Consider the following 22,444-nt stretch of genomic DNA (forward strand, 5'->3'; position numbering starts at 1 on the left):
ATAAATTAACTATTATGAATTCGAATAAATATAAATTAATGTGGGTATTGGGGCTGTTTTGCCTCTTCGCTTCCTGTAAAAAAGCAGATGGCCCAGATATGAACTATTATATCGACAAACCGACAGCTTTAAAGGTTACCGTAGATAAAACTACCATAAAAACGTCATGGGAATACCCGGGCAATGAACAATCCAGTTTTGTGGTGCAGGTTTCTTCTGCCGAAAATTTTGCCACTATCTTAAAAACAGATACAGTGTCAGGGGATACAAGATCATTAGATTTTGCAGATATGGGCTATTTTTCTGCTGCATATGTGAGAATTAGAGCGCTATCGAAGAACATTGTTCTGCATTCTGATTTTGTAACAGAAGCGCTAAAACCAGAAAGTATCTTAAAGGAATTAGCAAAAGCAGACATTGCTGTAACAACCGCAATCTTAAAGTGGAACGCACCCTCGAGTGGTACTTTAACAAATGTTATTGTAATCGATAATGAATCAAAAGCGGAAACCAATATACAACTTACTAGTAGCAATTTAACACAACAGCAAGTTGCTCTCAGCAATCTGGTTTCAGCTAAAAGTTATACCGCTGTTATTTTTGCAGGTGCAGAACGAAAAGGTGTCATTACGTTTACTACCAGAGATGTTAGAATGAGCATCACTATTAATGGCGACCCTACACTATATGACAGTATTCAGGAAGCTATTGATGCAGCAAACGCTGGAGATGTGATTACCATTGGAGGAGCAAAGTATGATTACGGCTCTGCTGCTATTAAAATAGATAAATCTATCACCATCAGGAAAATGGCCGGCGCTGATATGCCAGAAATAACATCAGGTAATATTGATCTTTTAAGTACAGCAAACATTACTTTACAAGATATTAAATTTATTGGTAAATCAGCCTATAATATCATCGCAACCAACTTAGTGGGTGTAGCTAATCTTGTTGTTGAAAGATGTGAATTTACAGGCCCAACTGCCGGATTTATTTATACTGCCGCAGGTGGAACCGGCGCAACTGTGGGGCTAATTGTAAGAAATTCATTCTTCTACAGATTTGGTTATACCGGTGGAGACTTTATTGACTTTAGAGCAGGTAAACTCAATAAAATTAGCTTCACAAACAGTACTTTCCACGACTTAGCGAGAGATTTTATGAGGATAGATAATCCAGTTGCTTATTATGATTCGAATGATCCTATCCTTTTCGAAAACTGTACTTTTGACAGAATCTGTAATTCAGGTAGATTTTATTATTTAAGGAGTCCATCGGTAGTTGTTCACTTTAAAAAGTCAATTTTCAGCAATAAAAAAACCAATACAGCTACCGGCGTTCAAAGTGGTGCTAAGGTGCTATTTACAGATAATAATTTCTTTGGAGATTTTAATACTTTATGGTATGGCAGTGCAACTGTTACAGGATCAAGTACACTTGACCCGCAGTATGCTGCTTTTGAGACTTTAAACTTTAAAATCGGAAACCCTGCCTTGAAAGCCCTAGGTTATGGAGATTCGAGGTGGTTGCAGTAGGTTAAACTAAATACGCGATGGGCACAATAATAAGTGTCTTGGAGATTTTAGTATATTTGGTAAAGGGATACGAAAGTATCCCTTTTTTTATTTATATTTATCAGTGAATTTATAATTTACTGATGAAATAAGAAGTAGCTTTGAAATAACATTGTTACGCATATTAGTGCACGATGATAAGATGGTATAGTATATTGAGAAAATTCTATATTAATGAGGCTCAATTAGCGTTTAAATTTGAAAGACATATACTTTCTAACCAAAATAAATAACTTCAAGATATGAACAATAGATTAATAGGCGTATTGCTTACGACCTCCTTAATACTCTCCTCAAATTACCTTTTTGCACAGTATCCTAAGATTCCGGCAGATGTTCAAAAGGCGTCAAATGAGATGATGCAGGAAGCAACCAGACAATCGGACATCGCCTGGGAAAAAGCAAAGGTAATCATTGCAAAGGAAGCCAGAGAAGGAAAACCATACATCCCTTTTGCCGGTCGCCCAACAGATTTGCCACAGTCAGAACTATTAGCGTTTCCGGGCGCTGAAGGAGGAGGAGCTTATAGCTTTGGCGGTCGTGGCGGAAAAGTAATCGTGGTAAAGAATTTAAACGATAGTGGTCCCGGTTCATTGAGAGATGCTTGTGAAGAAGGAGGTGCTAGAATAATCGTTTTTAATGTTGCCGGTATTATCCGTCTTAAAACACCCCTAATTATCCGCGCTCCTTATTTAACGATAGCGGGACAAACGGCTCCCGGTGATGGAGTTTGCATAGCTGGTGAATCAGTGTGGATCAATACGCATGATGTGGTGATCCGTTTTATGCGCTTTAGACGAGGGGAAACTTTTGTAGGGCGTAGAGATGACGCAATAGGTGGTAATCCGGTAGGTAACATCATGATCGACCATGTGTCTGCAAGTTGGGGATTGGACGAAAACATGTCGATGTATCGCCATATGTATAACGATAGTACGGGTAAGGCAGAAGTAAAGCTGGCAACAGTGAATATTACCATTCAAAACTCTATATTTTCTGAAGCGTTAGATACTTGGAACCATGCTTTTGGAAGCACCTTAGGAGGGGAAAATTGCACATTTATGCGTAACCTGTGGGCCGATAATGGTGCTAGAAATCCCTCTATTGGCTGGAATGGTATTTTTAATTTTGCAAACAATGTCATTTTTAATTGGAATAACCGGTCAACAGATGGCGGTGATTATACAGCATTGTACAACATCATTAATAATTATTATAAACCCGGACCAGTAACGAACTTAAAAGACCCCATTAGTTATCGTATTTTAAAACCTGAGTCGGGACGTAGCAAATTGCCTTATGTGGTGTTTGGCCGCGCTTATGTAGAAGGAAATGTGATCGAGGGCAATGCGAGGGTAACTAAGAATAATTGGGATGGTGGCGTTCAGGTAGAAGATAAAAAGGGCGAATTGATGTCATTCGAGAAAGCACAACCTTACTTCGCAGCCATGCGGGTTTTTAAGCCTTTTCCGATGGCTAAAATTACTATATTACCAACGCTCGAAGCGCACAAATATGTTTTAACAAACGTGGGTGCGAATTTACCAAAAAGAGACCCTGTAGACACACGTGTAATTGAGCAAGTTCGAACCGGCAAGATTGATTATATCGAAGGGGTAAAATTGCCAGAAAAGGATTTTGAACACCGACGCCTACCGAAAGATTCTTATAAACAAGGGATTATTACAGATATTAGTCAGGTAGGCGGTTATCCTGAATACAAGGGAACGCCCTATGTAGATACTGACAATGATGGTATGCCAGATGCTTATGAGGTTAAGGTGGGATTAAATCCTAAAGACGCCACAGATGCTGCGAAAATCTCAAAGAGCGGTTACGCTAATATCGAAGTTTACTTGAATAGCGTCGTTCCCTTAAGCACAGTTAAGCCCTAATTTATCGCAATATGAAGGCATTTATATTTGAATCTAAAGCACTTAACAAGTTACGCCCAGCGCTAATTATAGGGGTTATTTTAACCTCAGCGTTATCGTCAGCCTATGCGCAATACCCTGTAATTCCGGAAGCTATGGAGAAAAAGGCAGATTCTATCCTTAAAGAAATAGAAAGGAAGTCTGAACTGCAATTTCTCAAGGTGAAAGATAAAGTAGATTTAGATGCCAAAAACGGAAAACCCTATATTCCATGGGCAGCCAAACCGGGAGACTTACCACAATCAAATATACCCGCCTTTCCGGGTGCTGAAGGTGGGGGAGCTTATAGCTTTGGCGGTCGAGGCGGAAAAGTATATGTAGTAAACACGTTGAACGATGCAGGCCCTGGAAGTTTACGTGAAGCTTGTGAACAAGGGGGTGCGAGGATTATCGTGTTCAACGTTTCAGGGATTATCAGGTTAAAAACTCCTTTAATTATTAGAGCACCTTATATAACGATTGCGGGCCAGAGCGCACCAGGTGATGGCATATGTGTAGCAGGCGAATCAGTGTGGATAAACACGCATGATGTAGTCATCAGGTTCATGCGTTTTAGAAGGGGTGAAACGGACGTAACACGCCGTGATGATGCGATAGGTGGTAATCCAATAGGGAATATCATCATTGATCACGTATCTGCAAGCTGGGGATTGGATGAAAATATGTCGATGTACCGCCATATGTACGACCCCAAAGATGGTTCTAAGCCGCAAAAACTGCCAACCGTTAATATTACTATTCAAAATTCCATATTCTCAGAAGCGCTAGATACTTATAACCACGGCTTTGGAAGTACGATTGGTGGATTAAACAGTACATTTATGCGTAATTTATGGGCTTCAAACATTAGCCGTAATCCTTCGGTTGGTATGTATGGCGATTTTGGTTTTGCCAATAATGTAGTGTTTAATTGGTGGAACAGAAGCGCAGATGGGGGAGATAATGCCTCATTCTTCAATTTTATAAACAATTATTATAAACCGGGTCCGATTACGCCGCAAGGCCAACCCATTGCTTATCGTATTTTGAAACCAGAATCGGGTCGTGATGTAAAATTCAGGTCGGCCTTTGGTCGCGCCTACGTTCACGGGAACATCATTGAAGGTAACGACAGGGTAACGAAAGATAATTGGGATGGGGGCGTTCAACCAGAGTCGAAACAGGATAGAAAGAAGTTGCTAGATTCAATTCGTTCGGAAAAGCCACTTCCGATGGCGAAAATCAGCTTAATAGATGCAAAACTAGCTTACAGCTATGTGTTGGCGAATGCGGGCGCAACTTTGCCCATCAGAGATGCCGTAGATCAACGCATTATTGAGCAGGTTAAAACGGGGAAAATTGCACAAGTGGAGGATGGAGAATTGCCAGCCCAACAAAACTATGTAAAACGTCGCTTAAGCAACGACTCGTATAAAAAAGGAATTATCTCAGCTATTAGTCAAGTAGGTGGTTATCCGGTTTATAAGGGAAAACCGTATCTTGATACTGATAATGATGGTATCCCAGATGCCTGGGAGATAAAAAATGGCTTGAATGCCAAGGATGCCTCGGATGCTGCTAAGATTACGAAAAGTGGTTACGCAAATATTGAGGTGTATTTGAATAGTTTGGTAGCGGTTGGAAGTGTTAGTCCGTAATGTTATGCATTAATTCGTCATTGCGAGGTACGAAGCAATCTTACGAAAGGTAGGGTGCAAAACTTATAGCTTAAGATTGCTTCGTACCTCGCAATGACGACGCAATAAAAGAACCGCAATGACGGCGCAATAAAAAAGAACTGCAGTGACAAAGCAATAAAAAAATAAGTCCCAAGTATGAATTTGAAAAGTAAAATTAAAGAGAATGGATATGCATTTAAAGCGGTTTGCACTTTGCGCTTCACGCTATCTTTACTTTTTCTAACTTTTACCTTGTCAACCACTTTCGGTCAAACCAAAAAGCCGATTGAACCGCCTAAGCCAATTTTCAAAGGTAAAGATGGTAAACTACAGTACACGGCCGACTCACTGGGCAACCGTATTCCCGATTTTTCTTTTGCCGGCTATATGGGAGGTAATAAAACAATTCCCATGGCTGTTGTTAAGGTCACTGTTCCGGTAAAGGAAGGAGATGCTACTTTAAGAATCCAATCGGCACTAGACTATGTTGCAAAATTACCCTTGGATAAGGAAGGTTTACGAGGAGCTGTGTTATTGGAAAAAGGTACCTACAAGGTTGCTGGAACATTGAAAATCAAGGCCAATGGTGTGGTACTTCGTGGTAGTGGAATGGGAACAGGCGGCACCCTTATAATAGCGACTGGCCTAGATAGGATCGGAGTAATCAGGATTTTGGGGCTTGCGAACCGCTTAACCGAAGCAGAGCTAGCAATTAGCGATAATTATGTACCGGTAAACGCCACTCAATTTGCTTTAAAGGCCACCACTGGTCTTAAAGTCGGAGACGGAATTGTCATTAAAAGACCTTCTCCCAAGAACTGGATTGACGCCTTAGGAACAGATCACTTTGGTGGGGGCATTACTTCCTTAGGCTGGAAACCTAACCAGCGTAATGTTTTTTGGGATAGAAAAATAGTGGCAATTAACGGAAACAAAATTACAATCGATGCGCCAATTACTACGGCAATTGAAGCAAGATATGGCGGAGGAACCGTTGCGAAATATGAATGGGATGGTCGCATCACTCAAACTGGGATAGAAAATCTCAAAATTCAATCTACTTATAACAAAACGAATATAAAAGACGAGTACCACCGTTGGAATGCGATTAATCTGGAGAACGTGAGTGATTCTTGGGTACGGCAAGTAGTTTTTGAACATTTTGCAGGCTCTGCAGTATATGTTTCAGAATCCGCAAATAGAATAACGGTTGAAGATTGTAAGTCACTGTCTCCAGTCTCGGAAATTGCCGGCGAAAGGAGGAATACCTTTTTTACTACCGGTCAGCAAACACTGTTTCAACGTATTTATGCAGAACATGGAATGCATGATTTTGCAGTTGGCTACTGCGCTCCCGGACCGAATGTATTTGTACAATGTGAATCTTATTTGCCTTTTGGTTTTAGTGGTACGATAGATAGTTGGGCTTCTGGGGTGCTATTTGACATTGTAAACATAGATGGGCAGGCACTAAGCTATTTAAATCGTGGTCAGGATGGTCAGGGGGCGGGCTGGACAGCTGCCAATAGTGTTTTCTGGCAATGTAGCGCAGCCAGGGTCGATAATTATAGTCCGCCAGGCGCTCAAAATTGGGCCTTCGGTACTTGGGCACAGTTTGCTGGAAATGGGTATTGGGATATGTCAAATGAACAGATTCAACCTCGTAGTCTATATTACGCCCAACTAAAGGATAGGATGGGAGAAGTAAATCAGCGCGAAATTCTGTTCCCGATAGAAACAGAAGCCTCAAGTAGTCCGCCGGTCGACGTTGCACAGAAACTAACTAAACTAGCGGCAAAACCACTTTTAACATTAGCCGAGTTTATTGACCAGGCACCCAAACGATTGAAGATTTCTACCGAGACCAATGGTGCGAAAACTATTGATGAAATTGGTATCGCAAAGATGGAGACTCCCCTAAAAACAATGGCCGTGGAGGTTAAAAATGGATGGCTTGTTAGAGGGGATGAACTGGTATTGGGAAGCAGACAAGGTGTGCAGTGGTGGAATGGAAGTGCAAGGCCCCATGGAATCGCTGGGTCTAAATTCCATATCACCCGCTTTGTTCCGGGCAGGGAAGGAAAAGGTTTAACCGACGACTTAAATGCGATTACAGATAGCATGAAGGATGGTTTTGTGAAAATATTGGATCATAATTATGGTTTATGGTACGATCGCCGACGAGATGATCATGAGCGCATTAGGAGGATGGATGGAGAGGTTTGGGCTCCATTTTATGAATTGCCATTTGCTCGAAGTGGTATTGATAAAGCATGGGACGGTTTAAGTAAATATGATATTTTGAAATATAACTTATGGTATTGGGATAGGTTGAAGCAGTTTGCTAACCTGGCCGATCAAAAAGGTTTAATTCTATTGCATCAAAATTATTTCCAGCATAATATTATCGAAGCAGGAGCGCATTACGCTGACTTTCCTTGGCGAACGGCAAATAATATCAATAGTACGAGTTTTCCTGAGCCTGTACCCTATGCGGGCGACAAGCGGATTTTTATGGCCGAGCAATTTTATGATATCCATAATCCCGCCCGTCGGAAATTGCATATCGCTTATATTAGAAAATGCTTGGATAATTTTGCGACAAATGGATCGGTTATCCAATTAATCGGAGAGGAATTTACAGGTCCGCTTCATTTTGTCCAATTCTGGATCGATACCATTAAAGAGTGGGAAAAAGAAACTGGAAAACATCCAATTATTGCCTTGAGTGTAACGAAAGATGTGCAGGATGCGATATTGGCAGATCCAAATAGAGCAACGGTAATTGATGTAATCGATATCAAATACTGGCACTATCAAATAAATGAGGAGGCCTATGCACCAAAAGGTGAAGAGAATCTAGCTCCCAGACAACATGCCCGTTTATTAAAGCCTAAAAAAACTTCTTTTGAACAAGTTTATCGTGCAGTAGCGGAATACAAAAATAAGTTTCCTCAAAAGGCAGTTATTTACTCTGGAGATAACTTTGGCAGTTATGGATGGGCTATATTCATGGCAGGTGGTTCACTGTCAAATATATCGGCGGTCGATACAAAAACACTTTCAATAGCCGCTAATATGAAGCCGTTTTTGAAAGATGCACTTAAAACAAAGCAATATGGTTTAGCGAATCCAGGAAAGGCTTACCTGCTTTACAATGCGTCTGCCGATGCCCTGGAGTTAGACTTAAAGAACATCACGGGTACATTTAACCTAAAAATATTAAATCCGGAAAATGGTTCGGTGTTAAGAGAAGAAAAAATTAATGCAGGTGCTTTAATTAAAATCAATAAGAGCACCGCAAAGGATGAAGTAATCATCCTCCATAAAATTTAGACATGAAGGTACTACTCAAAAAATTAATCGTATTAATAGCCATCTGCCTTTCTCTTTTTGGCTGCGCAAAAAAGAAAGAAGTTGATCCTAAAAAATTGATGGTTTCCGAGAATGGTAGATACCTCATGACTGGAGATGGCAAGCCTTTCTTTTGGTTGGGCGATACAGGGTGGTTGTTATTCAATAAACTTACGCGGGAAGAAGCTGTTCAATACCTGGAAAATCGAAAGAAATTAGGCTTTAATGTGGTTCAGGCTATGTTATTACATGAGGTACCTTCCATAAATATTTATCTAGATTCTTCAGTGGTTAACGCAAATGTGGCTCAACCGGCGCTGACAGCAGGCAGCGACTATAAAGATTCCTTACAATATGATTATTGGGACCATGTAGATTATATCGTAGACAAAGCTGCAGAAAAAGGAATTTATATGGCCTTGGTACCGGTATGGGGCACCAATGTAAAAGATAAACGAGTTAATAACGCCCAAGCTGGTAAATATGCCAAGTTTTTAGCCAATAGGTATAAAGATAGGTGGAATATTATCTGGCTAAATGGAGGCGATATTCGGGGAAGTGAAGGAATGGCCGTTTGGAAAACCATTGGCAATACACTTCGCACAAATGATCCTAACCATTTAATCACTTTTCACCCACGGGGAAGAACTGCTTCATCTGATTGGTTCCATAACGCAAAATGGTTGGATTTTAATATGGTGCAGTCTGGTCACCGACGATACAGTCAGGACACTTCCAAGAACGAAAAGAACCATTATGGACAGGATAATTGGCGATACATTGAGGTAGACTATGCCTTGAAGCCTGTTAAGCCTACCATTGATGGCGAACCTTCGTATGAAGATATTCCGCACGGCTTGCATAATATTAATGAACAAAGGTGGACAGCAAGCGATGTAAGACGGTACGGCTATTGGTCGGTTTTTGCTGGTGCTTTTGGTTATACCTATGGACATAATTCGGTTATGCAGCTGTATAAACTAACGGATTTACAACCCGCTTACGGGGCTAAAGACGAATGGTTTAAAGCGATTAACGCGGAAGGGGCTACACAAATGATCTATCTGAAAAAGCTGATGTTGTCGCGCCCGTATTTCGATCGGATACCTGATCAGTCGCTCATAGCTGGTAATAATGGAAAGCAATACAATAAGTTAATCGCAACACGGGGAGATAATTATGCAATGGTATACACCTACAATGGGAATAAAATGCAGATAACCCTCGGAAAAATAAAGGGCGAAAAAGTGAAAGCTTCGTGGTTTAATCCCCGTAATGGAGAGACTACGGTAATCGCTGAATTTAAGAATCAGGGGGTTGGCGATTTTAATCCGCCAGGTGGCGAAAAGGAAGGTAATGATTGGGTTTTAATATTGGATAGTGTATGAGGAAAAGTGCAGAACATATAAAAATGGTGGGTTTTGCTTTTATGGGAATGATGCTCTGTGTTTTTAGTAGCTGCTCCAAAAAGGCCTATATTTTTACTTCTTTTCACGAACCAGCAAATGAAGGTCTGAGGCTTTTAACAAGTGAAGATGGCTACCACTGGAACGATTTGAATAAAGTATTTTTAAAACCAAACATAGGTACTCAAAAAATTTTGAGAGATCCTTCCATGGTGCAGGGACCGGATGGTGTTTTTCATTTGGTGTGGACTTGTAGTTGGAAGGGCGATCGGGGCTTCGGCTATGCAAGTTCCAAAGACTTGAAAAATTGGTCTGAGCAAAAGTTTATTTCCGTTTTAAATGATGAACCTACTACGGTAAACGTTTGGGCGCCTGAACTGTTTTATGATGATGAGAAGCAGGAATACATCATTATATGGGCATCTACCATTCCTTTTCGTTTTGCAAAAGGGATAGAAGAGGAAGATAATAACCATCGGATGTATGCGATTACCACCAAAGATTTTAATTCCTTTAGCTCGGCAAAGCTGTTCCTGAATCCGGGTTTTAGTGTAATTGATGCGGTAATTGTGAAGAGAAAGCCAGCCGACTATGTACTTGTACTGAAAGACAATACACGCCCCAACCGAAATTTAAAAGTTGCATTTAGTGATCAGGCTTTAGGCCCTTATACCGATGTTTCGCCAACTTTTAGTTCGAAGCTAACTGAAGGACCAACTGTGCTAAAGAACGGCAAGGAGTGGCTGATTTATTTTGATGCTTATGGGGATAAAAAATATGCGGCCGTAAAAACAAGTGATTTTAAAACGTTTAAAGATGTTTCCTCGGAAATAACGATACCAACAGGACATAAACATGGGACAATAGTAAAGGTTAAGAGAAAGATCATAAAAGCTTTGGCAAGTTTGTAGGGACTTCGTCTTGCGACGACTCGTTATTGTGACGAATCCGTCATGGCTACGACTCCGTCATTGGGAGGCACGAAGCAATCTTATCATCAGATTGCTTCGTGCCTCGCAATGACGGATTTATTCTCGCAATGACCGTAAAATAAAGATTAGATGAAAAAGTTAATACTGATTAAGATTTTATTTCTGGTGACGTTTTTACAAACAAACGCACAAGATACTGTTCGCTATATTGGCAAAACCTTGGTGAATGCCGATTATCACCACGGACAGTTATCGCCGGTTCTGGGTGTGCATAACATCCAAACCTTTCGTGCTAATAGGGAGCATCCGTCCTTGGCAGAAGGTTTTGGGTGGACATATAACCACGCTCCCATGTTAGCGTATTGGAATAATACCTTTTATCTGGAATATCTGAGCGATGAGCATGGAGAAAGCATCCCACCGGGACAAACATTTATTCAATCGTCAAAGGATGGGTATAGTTGGAAAAAACCCGAAGTTATTTTTCCTATTTATCGCATTCCAGATGGCACTAAAAAGGAAGGGAGAGAGAATATTGCAAAAAATTTAGATGCGGTGATGCATCAAAGAATGGGCTTCTTTGTGTCGACCAAAAACATCTGTTTAGTGCTAGGTTTTTATGCAATCAGCTTTGATGCTAAAGACGATCCAAATGATGGTAATGGAATTGGTAGAGCAGTTAGACAAATTATGCAAGATGGCAGTTATGGACCCATCTATTTTATTAGGTACAACCCCAAATGGTCTGAAGCGAATACTAGTTATCCTTTTTATACTAAAAGTAAAAGTAAGGCATTTGTTGAAGCTTGTAATGAATTGTTGGCTAATAAGTTAATGACCCAACAATGGAATGAAGAAGCAGATCGCAAAGACCCGACAATTACCTTGCAAAAACAATATAAGGCATTTAGCTATTACCATTTGTCCGACGGTAGAGTAGTAGGTTTATGGAAAAATGCGTTAACCGCCATTAGTACCGATCAGGGCAAAAGCTGGCCTGAAAATGCCACTAGAGCCCCAGGCTTTGTAAATAGCAATGCGAAAATATGGGGGCAAAAAACGGCAGATGGAAATTATGCAACAGTGTATAACCCGTCCGAATACAGGTGGCCCTTAGCCATCTCAACCAGTAAAAATGGATTGGATTATACCAATCTGTTACTGATTAACGGAGAGATTTCGCCTATGCGCTATGGAGGAAATTATAAGTCATACGGGCCACAATACGTGCGTGGAATTGTGGAAGGGAACGGGAATCCGCCCGATGGTAAATTATGGGTTACCTACAGTATGAACAAAGAAGATATGTGGGTTTCAGCTATTCCGCTTCCGGTAAGTGAAAAAGCAAATTCGCAAGTAGATGAAGATTTTAGTAAGCTGCCAGTTGGTAAGGAGTTATCCTTGTGGAATATATATAGTCCGCTTTGGGCCCAAGTAAAAGTAGAGCCTAATAACAATGAAAGGGTTTTAATGTTAAAAGATAAAGATCCGTACGACTATGCTAAAGCAGAAAGAATATTTCCCGCTGGGACTAAAGTAACCGCATCATTTGCGATTACTCCCAAGCAAGATAACCACGGACAAATGGATATTGAATTAGTAGATTCAAAGGGGATAGCAGGAGTTCGATTAACTTTCGACTCAACAGGGACTTTAAGTGGTAAAGCTGGGGCGCGTTATAAGAACTTCATGAAATATAAAGCAGGTGAAACCTATCATATCAGCATTAAGTTAAATACCGCAAATCGTTTTTATACGCTTACGGTAAATGGAAAGGATGTTTTAACGAGTTTGGCCTTTCAGCCCATTGCTGAGGTTTCGAGAATTGTATTTCGAACAGGAGAAGTGCGCCGCTTTCCTCATATCGATACACCGGCCGACCAAACTTATGATTTGCCGAAACCGGGTGAAATGGTCAAAGAAGCATCGTACGCTATCAAATATTTAAAGACAGGGACATTTTAGATGATAAAAACCGATAATCTTTTGCTAAATCACAACAAATGAAGAGGAATTTAACACTTTTCTTTTACGGATTAATGATGTTTTGCACCGTAAATGCCCAGCATACAGAGAAGATCTACCTTTCCGGTACTGGGAATGATCATACGGTAAATTGGGATTTCTACTGCACTAACGGCATGAACGCTGGAAAGTGGACGACTATTCCCGTGCCCTCTAATTGGGAATTGCAGGGCTTTGGTAAGTATGATTATGGTTTCGCAAAAGATAGCATAAGAGGAAAGGAAGAAGGACATTATAAATATCGATTCAAAGTTCCAGCAAATTGGAGTAATAAGCAGATTAATATCGTTTTTGAAGGCTCAATGACCGATACGGAAGTAAAAATTAATGGGGTACTGGCGGGAGAAATTCACCAAGGTGCATTTTATGTTTTTAAATACAATATCTCTAAGTTGCTGAAATATGGAACTGAGAATTTACTAGAAGTTAGGGTTTCCAAGCATTCTGCTAATCAATCGGTTAATGAAGCAGAGAGAAAGGCCGATTTTTGGATTTTTGGAGGGATCTTCAGACCAGTTTACTTAGAGGCTTTGCCCAATACGCATTTTGAAAGAATTCAGCTGGATGCAAAGGCAAATGGCTTACTTTCAGGGAAACTGGCAATATTGGGCAATGCGGATAAATTGGAGGTTCAGTTATATCAAAAAAATGGAGCAGTGTTTGGAGAAAAAATTATTGTCCCAATTAAATCAAATACATCGACTGCCTATTTCTCGAAACAATTTTCAGACCCGAAACTTTGGTCCTCGGAGTTCCCAAACTTGTACACAGCAAAGTTTAACTTATTTAAAGCTGGAAAAGTTGTTCATTCAACGGCTAAGAAAATCGGTTTTAGAACAATAGAGGTGAAAGAAAGAGATGGGATATTTGTAAATGGGGTAAAAATGAAGTTTAAGGGGGTAAATCGTCATTCATTTTATCCTTCATCAGGCAGAACTACCAGTAAAAAAATTAGCATTGCCGATGTGTTGTTAATGAAATCAATGAATATGAATGCCGTTCGGATGTCGCATTACCCACCAGATAGCCACTTTTTAGATGTCTGCGATTCATTAGGACTTTACGTGATGGATGAATTGGCCGGTTGGCATGGGAGTTATGACACAGCAACAGGAACTAAGCTGCTCAAAGAGATGATGGTCAATGATGAAAATCATCCCTCCATAGTAATTTGGGCGAATGGAAATGAAGGTGGACATAACAGAGACCTTGATCCGATATTTTTAGCAGAGGACTTCCAAAAGCGGGCAGTCATTCATCCTTGGGAAGTGTTTGGTGGCTTCGAAACTACGCATTACCGGGAGTTTAACTATGGTATTGGAAATTACGATCACGGACATAATATCATCATGCCAACGGAGTTTTTGCATGGAATGTTTGACGGCGGACATGGCGCTGGGATAGAGGACTATTGGAATGCGATGTGGCAAAATCCATTGTCTGCAGGAGGATTTTTGTGGGATTTCGCAGATCAAGGCGTAGTTCGTACAGATAGAAATGGAGAAATCGATACCGATGGCAATCGGGGCCCGGATGGCATCGTTGGCCCTTATCACGAAAAGGAAGGTAGCTATTACACAATCAAAGAAGTTTGGAGCCCGGTGTTTTTTGAGAAACGAGCAATCACCGCTGCCTTTGATGGCGTTTTTAATGTAGAAAATAGATATTCTTTCACCAATTTAAATCAGTGTTCATTTGAGTGGGAATTGAGGAAGTTTGGAAAACATCAAGATCTTAAAACCGGAAAGGCGATTTCGCCAAATGTAAAACCTTATGAAAAGGGGAAGGTAAAAGTTAATTTAATTGCAAACTGGCGCGATTACGATGTGTTGTATATTACCGCAAAATCGCCGGGCGATGAGCTGCTTTTTACCTGGAGCTTTCCGATTGTACTTCCAAAAGATGAAGCTGCTAAATTGTTGGATAAGGAGGCAAATACTGCAATTAAAAGTAACGAAACCGATAAAAATTTTGAAGTATCGGCCAACGGCATTCATTTGACCTTTAATAAGCTAAGTGGTATGCTTGAGAAAGTGGCCAACAACGGCTCTTCAATTCCATTTAACAATGGCCCTGTTTTACAAGAAGGTGTGAATAATTTTAAAGATTTTACTTTAAAGAAAAACGGTAATGAGGTGATAATTGCTTCAACGTTCAACCGTAAAGAAAGTTACAATACCTTACAGTGGATCATTTATCCTTCTGGGATTGTAAAAATGGAGGTAAATTACTTTCCTTCAGCGTATTTTACCACCTTTGTGGGGCTGAATTTCTCGTATCCTGAAACGGAGATTAAGGGCATCGAATATATGGGAAATGGACCTAATCGGGTTTGGAAGAATAGGATGAAAGGAAACAAGTTTGGCGTTTGGCTTAAAGATTACAACAACGCTGCAACTGGCGAAGTACCATTCAAATACCCAGAGTTTAAGGGGTATTATTCGAACCTATATTGGTGTAAAGTTATTGGAAAAACACATACATTTAAAGTGTTTACTGATCGTGAAGATGTTTTCCTACGCTTATTTACCCCAAAGAAGTCAAAAGATACGGAATGGGATAACATGAGCCCTACTTTTCCAAATGGCGATATCTCGTTCATGAATGGGATATCGGCCATCGGTACTAAAACCCAGAAACCCGAAACAACAGGCCCAATGGGCATGAAACATATATTTTACGATTTTGAAAAGGAACCCGCAAGAGCATTAAATATGACCTTGTATTTTGATTTTTCAGATGAATTAGCTCATCAATAATGAATTTAATGAAACAATTACTCATCACCCTGCTTTTGTTAACTCAACAGTTATTTGCACAAGTCACGTTGCAAAATACAACCTGTGAGATGTTAACTAATCCTATGGGAATTGATGCCGTAAAACCGCGGTTCGCCTGGCAGATTGTTTCCAACGAGCGAAATGTGATGCAAACGGCCTATCAGGTTATTGTGGCTTCTACTGTCGAAAAGCTGAATGCCAATGAAGGAGATCTATGGGATTCAGGTAAAACCAATTCACAAGAATCTATTCACATTCGGTATAACGGCAAAGCCTTGAAAAGCCGTATGCGTTGCTTTTGGAAAGTAAAAAACTGGACAACTGTAGGGGAGAGCTCATGGTCGGCAAACAATTCTTTTGCGATGGGACTCCTGTATTATAAAGATTGGCCTAAGGGGTGGATTGGTTTTGACCGCGCTTTCCCATGGGACAATGTTAAAACAGATTCACGTTTGTCTGCCAGATACTTTAGAAAGGAATTTCAAAGTACCAAAGAGATAAAGCATGCTACCGCCTCGATTATTGGTTTGGGCCTATACGAACTCTTCATCAATGGCAAAAAGGTGGGGAATGATGTGCTGGCACCAACGCCAACAGATTATACGCAGAATGTAAAATACAATACCTACGATGTTACCTCATACTTGCAAAATGGTAAAAATGCAGTAGGTGCCATGCTAGGAAATGGCCGCTTCTTTGCCATGCGGCAACATAATAAACCTTACAAGGTTAAGTCGTTCGGTTTTCCTAAAATGTTACTCAATATCAATATTGTTTATACTGATGGCACCACGGCTAATATCGATACCGATGAGAGTTGGAAAGGTACTGCAGATGGACCGATCAGGGCTAACAATGAATACGACGGTGAAGAATATGATGCTAATAAAGAAATGCAGGGGTGGAATAAAACGGGTTTCAATGATGCTAAATGGCTAAAGGCAGAGTTTGTTCAAGAACCAACCGGTACTTATGAAGCACAGATGAATGAGAACATGAAAGTGATGAATACACTTAAACCTATTTCAATTACCAAAATTTCAGGAGATCGGTATATTTTAGATATGGGGCAGAACATGGTTGGATGGCTGCAACTAAAAGTAAAAGGAATTAAAGGGCAGAAAATTAAACTTCGCTTTGCAGAATCTCTTCAGCCAAATGGTGAGCTTTTTACCGCAAACCTGCGGGATGCAAAATGTAGTGATTTATATATCTTAAAAGGGAATGTACCCGAAACATGGGAGCCGACTTTTGTTTATCGTGGGTTTCGATATGTGGAAATTAGCGGTTACACCTATAAACCATCAGTTAATGATTTTATCGGTAAAATGATTTATGATGATATTAAAACGATTGGCACTTTTGAAACATCAGATGCGCTAACGAACCAGATTTTTAAAAATGCCTGGTGGGGTATTGCAGGTAATTATAAGGGGATTCCGCTCGACTGTCCGCAACGTAACGAGCGACAGCCCTGGTTGGGAGATAGAGGCGCAGTTACTGTAGGCGAGAGTTTTGTATTTGATAACGGCAGGTTTTATACAAAATGGCTTCAGGATATTAGAAACTCTCAAAAGGAAGATGGCGCAATACCAGATGTAGCCCCTGCATTTTGGCGTTATTATAGCGATAATATGAGTTGGCCTGGAACACTTCTACTGGTTGCGGATATGGTTTACCAGCAAACAGGAGATGTTACCGCTGTACGAGATAATTATCCAGCGATGAAGAAATGGCTAAGTTACATGCGAGATCGCTACATGAATGATTACATTTTAACCAAAGATAGCTATGGCGACTGGTGTATGCCACCTATAACAATTGAAGCTGGAAGGGGCAAAAGCGCAGATAAAAAATATCCATCCGCATTGATATCTACGGCATACTATTATCATTTTATGCAATTGATGATGAAGTTTAGCAAGATAATAGGACAGCATGAAGATTTTAATGAATTCGAAGCATTAGGGGCGAACGTTAAACGGTCCTTTAATCAGAAATTTTATGATTATAAAGGTAATTATGGTACAAACTCATTAACAGATAACATCATTCCACTTTATTTCGGAATGGTTGAGCCTAATGAGGTGGAGAAGGTTTTTAAAAATATCGAATATATAATTGAAGTTAAAAATAGCGGGCATTTAAGTAATGGATTAGTGGGTGTTCAATGGCTGATGCGATGTTTAAATGATTATGGCAGATCGGATTTAGCTTATACCATTGCCACCAAAAAAACCTATCCAAGCTGGGGCTATATGATTGATAACGGAGCCACAACCATCTGGGAGTTATGGAATGGTAATACCGCCCACCCAAAGATGAATTCTCAAAATCATGTGATGATGCTGGGCGATTTGCTTATCTGGTATTATGAAAACTTGGCTGGCATAAAAGCCGAAAGCCCGGCCTTTAAAAAGATCATCATGAAACCGGAGGTAATCGATGGATTGAGTTCAGTAAGTGCAAGTTATAGGTCGCCCTACGGGCTGATAAAAAGTAGTTATAGTAAGGTGGATAAACAATTTACATGGAATTTAACGATACCAGCAAATGCAACCGCATTCGTATATGTTCCCGCCAGCGGAGAAGATAAAGTGATTGAAAAACTAGGGGATATAAAGGATTTAAAGTTTGTGAAAACAGAAAATGGCCGGGTTATCTATGAATTGGGATCGGGAAGTTATTCGTTCATGGTAAAGTAAGAGGTTAAAAAATTATAGTATGAAAAAATTATTTATAGTCATCATTATTGCCTGCATCAACATCACCGCACAAGCGCAGAACACTGCTGATGCCGAAGTTGTAAAGAAGGCTGCAGAATGGGTAGCTTCATTAGCGCTTAATGATGCTCAAAAAGATATGCGCATACAAAATGTAATCATTACGCATCTGTTAACTGTTCGCACTTGGCATAATGAACATCCGGCTTCAATGGTTCCGGAAGGAATAAACCCGGTTACGGGTAATAAATTGAGCGAACTAGATCGTTCTATCATTGCCGATTCAGCCATGCCTTCAAGCGTTCATCAGGCGCTAATGGATGGGTTAAAAAAGGATCTAACAACAGAACAGGTGGAAGCTGTTTTGGATAGGTACACCATCGGTAAAGTAGCCTTCACAATGAATGGATATAAATCAATTGTGCCCGATTTAACTGTCGATGAAGAAGCGAAGATATTGACTTTTTTAAAGCAGGCTAGAGAACAGGCAGTGGATTATAAGAATATGAAGCAGATCTCCGCAATCTTTGAGATTTATAAAACTAAATCTGAACAGTTTTTAAACAGTAATGGCCGTAATTGGAGAGCACTATATAGTGCTTACACTAAAAAAATAAAAGATGAAAAGGCTGCGAAAGCGAAACAATAATCAAATGAAGAGAATAGCAATAATTTTAATCTGTGGTGCGGTATTTAGTTTGAACGTGAATGCCCAGCTTGCCAAATGGCAATCAGGAATTGTTAAAGAAGAGTTCCTCTATGAGAAAGCTCCGTTCCCTTCCTGCCATTCTGCAACGTTGGTTGAAACACCGACTGGTTTGGTTGCAGCCTACTTTGGCGGTACAAAAGAACGTAATCCCGACGTAGAAATCTATATCAGTAGATGGGTAGATGGAAAATGGTTAGCGCCAGTTTCTGCGGCAGATGGTGTGCAGAAGGATGGAACGAGGCTTCCTACATGGAATCCGGTTTTATATCAGGTTCCGCAAGGAGAACTTCTCCTTTTTTACAAAATTGGCCCAAAACCCTCAGAGTGGTGGGGGATGATGAAAACTTCCAAAGATGGAGGTAAAACTTGGTCTGAAGCATTAAAAATGCCAGATGGGTACATAGGTCCGGTAAAAAACAAGCCTACTCTGTTAAGTAATGGTAATTTATTTGCAGCTTCGAGCAAGGAAGGCAACGGCTGGAAAATTCATTTTGAAGTAACAAATGACAATGGTAAAACTTGGAGAACTATTGGTCCGATAGCGGGAAATGGAATAAACGCAATTCAACCCAGCATTTTACAACACGGTAACGGTAAGCTACAAATTCTGGCTAGATCCCAAAGTAGAGCCATTGCCGAATCATGGTCTACAGATAACGGAGAAACGTGGTCGCCCTTAGCTAAAACGAGCTTACCAAATAATAATTCCGGTACGGATGCCCTGACCATGAAAAATGGGAAACACGTGCTGGTATATAACCACGTTCTGCCTCCGGGAGAATTAGCAAAAGGACCTAGAACCCCACTCAACGTTTCCATTTCAAAAGATGGTAAAAAATGGTTCGCAGCGCTAATTTTAGAGGACTCGCCAATCAGCCAATATTCCTATCCGGCCGTGATGCAAACAGCAGATGGTATGCTCCATTTTATTTATACCTGGAGAAGAGAAAAAATTAAACATGTAGTTGTTGATCCTTCGAAACTTAAATTGAAAAAGATCAAAAATGGCGTTTGGCCAGGTAAGAAAGGATATGAGGCTCCGATATTAACAGAAACGAAAAACGAAGAACCATGAGAAACGTCATTGCGAGGAGTTGCGAGGCACGAAGCAAAGCAATCTTAAAGCAAGCTAAAGTTAGCTATAAGGCCTGGGTATGTTGCCTGGTTTCTTGCTTGATCAGTTTTCAACTTTTTGCCCAACAAAATAGCGATAATCAGTATAAGCAGCCTCTAGTTGAAGTGCTTAAAGAAATAGAAGCCCGGTTTGGTGTGCAGATTAAATATAGTGAGCCCCAGGTTAGCGATAAATGGGTTAAATATGCTAACTGGCGTTTTAGGATAGATGTTGATGAAACATTAATGAATGTGTTGATGCCCTTGGACATGAAAGTGAACAAGGAAAAAGATAAGGTCTATAAATTAAAAGAATATGAATATTATCGGTGGGATGTAGAAGATGGCTGGGCATTTTTAGATCAATTAGCCACAAAGTATCACGATAAAACAAGTTGGGAAGTGCGGAAAATGTTACTTAAACCTGCACTTTACGAAGCTCTACAATTAGCTCCGCTACCTGTTAAACAAATTTCAAAACCAATCATTACCCAGAAGCGAATAATGGATGGTTATACGGTAGAGAACATAGCTATCGAGATTTTACCTGGTTTATATGTAAATGGTTCGCTTTACAAGCCACTGAAATTCAAGGGCAAAATCCCCTTGGTTTTAAGTCCAGATGGTCATTGGGAAAAACAACGTTACCGTGCAGATTGTCAGATTCGTTGCGCCATGATTGCTAAAATGGGCGCCATGGCCTTTAGCTACGATCTTTTCGCATGGGGAGAATCAATGCTTCAATTCAAATATGAAGATCATAGAAGAAGCCTCTCACAAACTGTACAAACACTTGGAGGAATAAGCATATTAGATTATTTCACCTCCTTGAAAGAGGTAGATACCGCAAGAATTGGAATTAGTGGAGGCTCTGGCGCCGGAAGCCACTCGATTTTAATGACGGCTCTAGATGATCGGATCAAATTGAGCGCTCCGGTAGTAGCGATGTCATCCTATTTTTATGGAGGTTGTCCATGCGAAAGCGGAATGCCGATCCATTTTTGTGGCGGTGGAACGAATAACGTAGAACTTGCAGCAATGGCCGCCCCTAAGCCCATGTTAATTGTATCAGATGGGGGCGACTGGACAGCAGAGACACCTCAGCATGATTTTCCTTATCTGCAAAAAATCTATGGCTATTATGGCGTTTCGGCGCATGTGGAAAATGTTCATTTGCCTACCGAGAGACACGACTTTGGGATGAATAAGCGAATTGCGTTATATGATTTTTTAGTTAAACACTTTAAATTAAACGCCACATCGGTAAAAGATAAAGCAGGGAAATACGATGAGGGAAATTGCACTGTTGAGCCCGAAAAAGCCATGTATGTATTTGGTGACAAAGGGGAGCTTTTACCGAAAAATGCCATCATGGGATTTGAGCAGTTGGAGAAATTATGGAATAAGCAAGTAAGTACCAATGTTCAGAAAGAAAGTCGTTATAAAGTTGCCGTTGTCGATCTAATGATTTTGAAACGGCAGAAATTAAGCGCTTTTCAACTTACTAAAGAAATAGGTGCCGACGGATTAGAATTAGATATGGGGGGCTTAGGTGACCGAGAAACATTTGATAATCAGTTAGCGGATGAAACGATCAGGGTACAATTTTTAACTAAAGCAAAAGAATTAAGCCTGGAAATCAGTTCGCTCGCTATGACTGGCTTTTATGCGCAATCTTTTGCTAAACGTCCGACCTATAAAAAAATGGTGCAAGATTGCATCAATACGATGCAGTTAATGAATGTTAAGGTAGGGTTTCTGCCATTGGGCGTTCAAGGAGATTTAGTCAAAAACCCCGAACTGAGAACGCCGATAATCGAACGGCTGAAGATAGTGGGTAAAATGGCCGAAAAAGCAGGAGTTGTGATCGGAATTGAAACAGCCTTGGATGCCACAGGTGAGCTTCAGCTGCTTAAAGAAGTGGGTTCCAAGTCTATTAAAAGTTATTTCAATTTCTCAAATGCACTAAAAAATGGAAGAGATTTACATAAAGAGCTTAGCATATTAGGGAAAGACAATATTATCCAAATTCACGCTACCAATGATGATGGGGTTTGGTTACAAGATGATCCGAAAATAGGTATGCTTAAGGTGAAGCAAACATTAGACGAGATGGGCTGGAGCGGTTGGCTGGTAGTCGAAAGATCGAGGGATGCCAATAATACTAAAGACGTGAAACGTAATTTTAGCACTAATACGGCTTACCTTAAAAAAATATTCCAAACCAATTAAA

The 22,444-nt window shown here is 40.3% G+C and carries 12 protein-coding genes; all 12 read left to right on the forward strand.

The annotated features are described in order from the left end of the window. Positions 1 to 14 precede the first annotated feature (14 nt). The 12 genes from BM207_RS12675 to BM207_RS19280 all read left to right on the forward strand — a co-directional run bounded on the left by BM207_RS12675 (position 15) and on the right by BM207_RS19280 (position 22,443). Complete coding sequence (locus BM207_RS12675; protein ID WP_090994535.1) at positions 15 to 1,538, forward strand: DUF5123 domain-containing protein; 1,524 nt, start codon at positions 15 to 17, stop codon at positions 1,536 to 1,538. 281 nt (positions 1,539 to 1,819) lie between these two features. Further along, a complete protein-coding gene (locus tag BM207_RS12680) occupies positions 1,820 to 3,472 on the forward strand; it encodes a polysaccharide lyase (protein WP_090994537.1) in 1,653 nt (550 codons plus the stop codon). 11 nt (positions 3,473 to 3,483) lie between these two features. Then, complete coding sequence (locus BM207_RS12685) at positions 3,484 to 5,148, forward strand: pectate lyase family protein (protein ID WP_245768099.1); 1,665 nt, start codon at positions 3,484 to 3,486, stop codon at positions 5,146 to 5,148. A gap of 177 nt (positions 5,149 to 5,325) precedes the next feature. Next, positions 5,326 to 8,505 carry a DUF6298 domain-containing protein gene (locus tag BM207_RS12690; RefSeq protein WP_090994539.1) on the forward strand — a complete coding sequence of 1,060 codons (3,180 nt, stop codon included), beginning with the start codon at positions 5,326 to 5,328 and terminating at the stop codon, positions 8,503 to 8,505. 2 nt (positions 8,506 to 8,507) lie between these two features. Further along, entirely contained in the window at positions 8,508 to 9,911 is a 1,404-nt protein-coding gene (locus BM207_RS12695; protein ID WP_090994541.1) for a glycoside hydrolase family 140 protein, read from the forward strand. Further along, positions 9,908 to 10,840, forward strand: a complete 933-nt coding sequence (locus BM207_RS12700; RefSeq protein WP_218155056.1) for a glycoside hydrolase family 43 protein — start codon at positions 9,908 to 9,910, stop codon at positions 10,838 to 10,840. Before BM207_RS12695 ends, BM207_RS12700 begins: the two co-directional genes overlap by 4 nt. A gap of 150 nt (positions 10,841 to 10,990) precedes the next feature. Further along, positions 10,991 to 12,826: a sialidase/neuraminidase family protein gene (locus BM207_RS12705; protein ID WP_090994542.1), complete on the forward strand. Its 1,836-nt coding sequence runs from the start codon at positions 10,991 to 10,993 to the stop codon at positions 12,824 to 12,826. A 38-nt stretch (positions 12,827 to 12,864) separates the two neighbouring features. Further along, on the forward strand, positions 12,865 to 15,645 hold the full coding sequence (locus tag BM207_RS12710) for a glycoside hydrolase family 2 protein (RefSeq protein WP_090994544.1): 2,781 nt from the start codon (positions 12,865 to 12,867) through the stop codon (positions 15,643 to 15,645). An 8-nt stretch (positions 15,646 to 15,653) separates the two neighbouring features. Next, positions 15,654 to 18,371 carry a glycoside hydrolase family 78 protein gene (locus tag BM207_RS12715; RefSeq protein WP_245768100.1) on the forward strand — a complete coding sequence of 906 codons (2,718 nt, stop codon included), beginning with the start codon at positions 15,654 to 15,656 and terminating at the stop codon, positions 18,369 to 18,371. Between the two features lie 19 nt (positions 18,372 to 18,390). Continuing rightward, the gene (locus tag BM207_RS12720; RefSeq protein ID WP_090994548.1) at positions 18,391 to 19,038 is read left to right on the forward strand and encodes a DUF3826 domain-containing protein; all 648 of its coding nucleotides are present in this window, start codon (positions 18,391 to 18,393) and stop codon (positions 19,036 to 19,038) included. Between the two features lie 4 nt (positions 19,039 to 19,042). Continuing rightward, complete coding sequence (locus BM207_RS12725) at positions 19,043 to 20,173, forward strand: sialidase family protein (RefSeq protein ID WP_090995032.1); 1,131 nt, start codon at positions 19,043 to 19,045, stop codon at positions 20,171 to 20,173. After that, positions 20,170 to 22,443: a sugar phosphate isomerase/epimerase family protein gene (locus BM207_RS19280; RefSeq protein ID WP_245768101.1), complete on the forward strand. Its 2,274-nt coding sequence runs from the start codon at positions 20,170 to 20,172 to the stop codon at positions 22,441 to 22,443. Before BM207_RS12725 ends, BM207_RS19280 begins: the two co-directional genes overlap by 4 nt. Position 22,444: the final 1 nt, after the last annotated feature.

The sequence above is a fragment of the Pedobacter insulae genome, assembly GCF_900113525.1.
GTDB lineage: Bacteria > Bacteroidota > Bacteroidia > Sphingobacteriales > Sphingobacteriaceae > Pedobacter > Pedobacter insulae.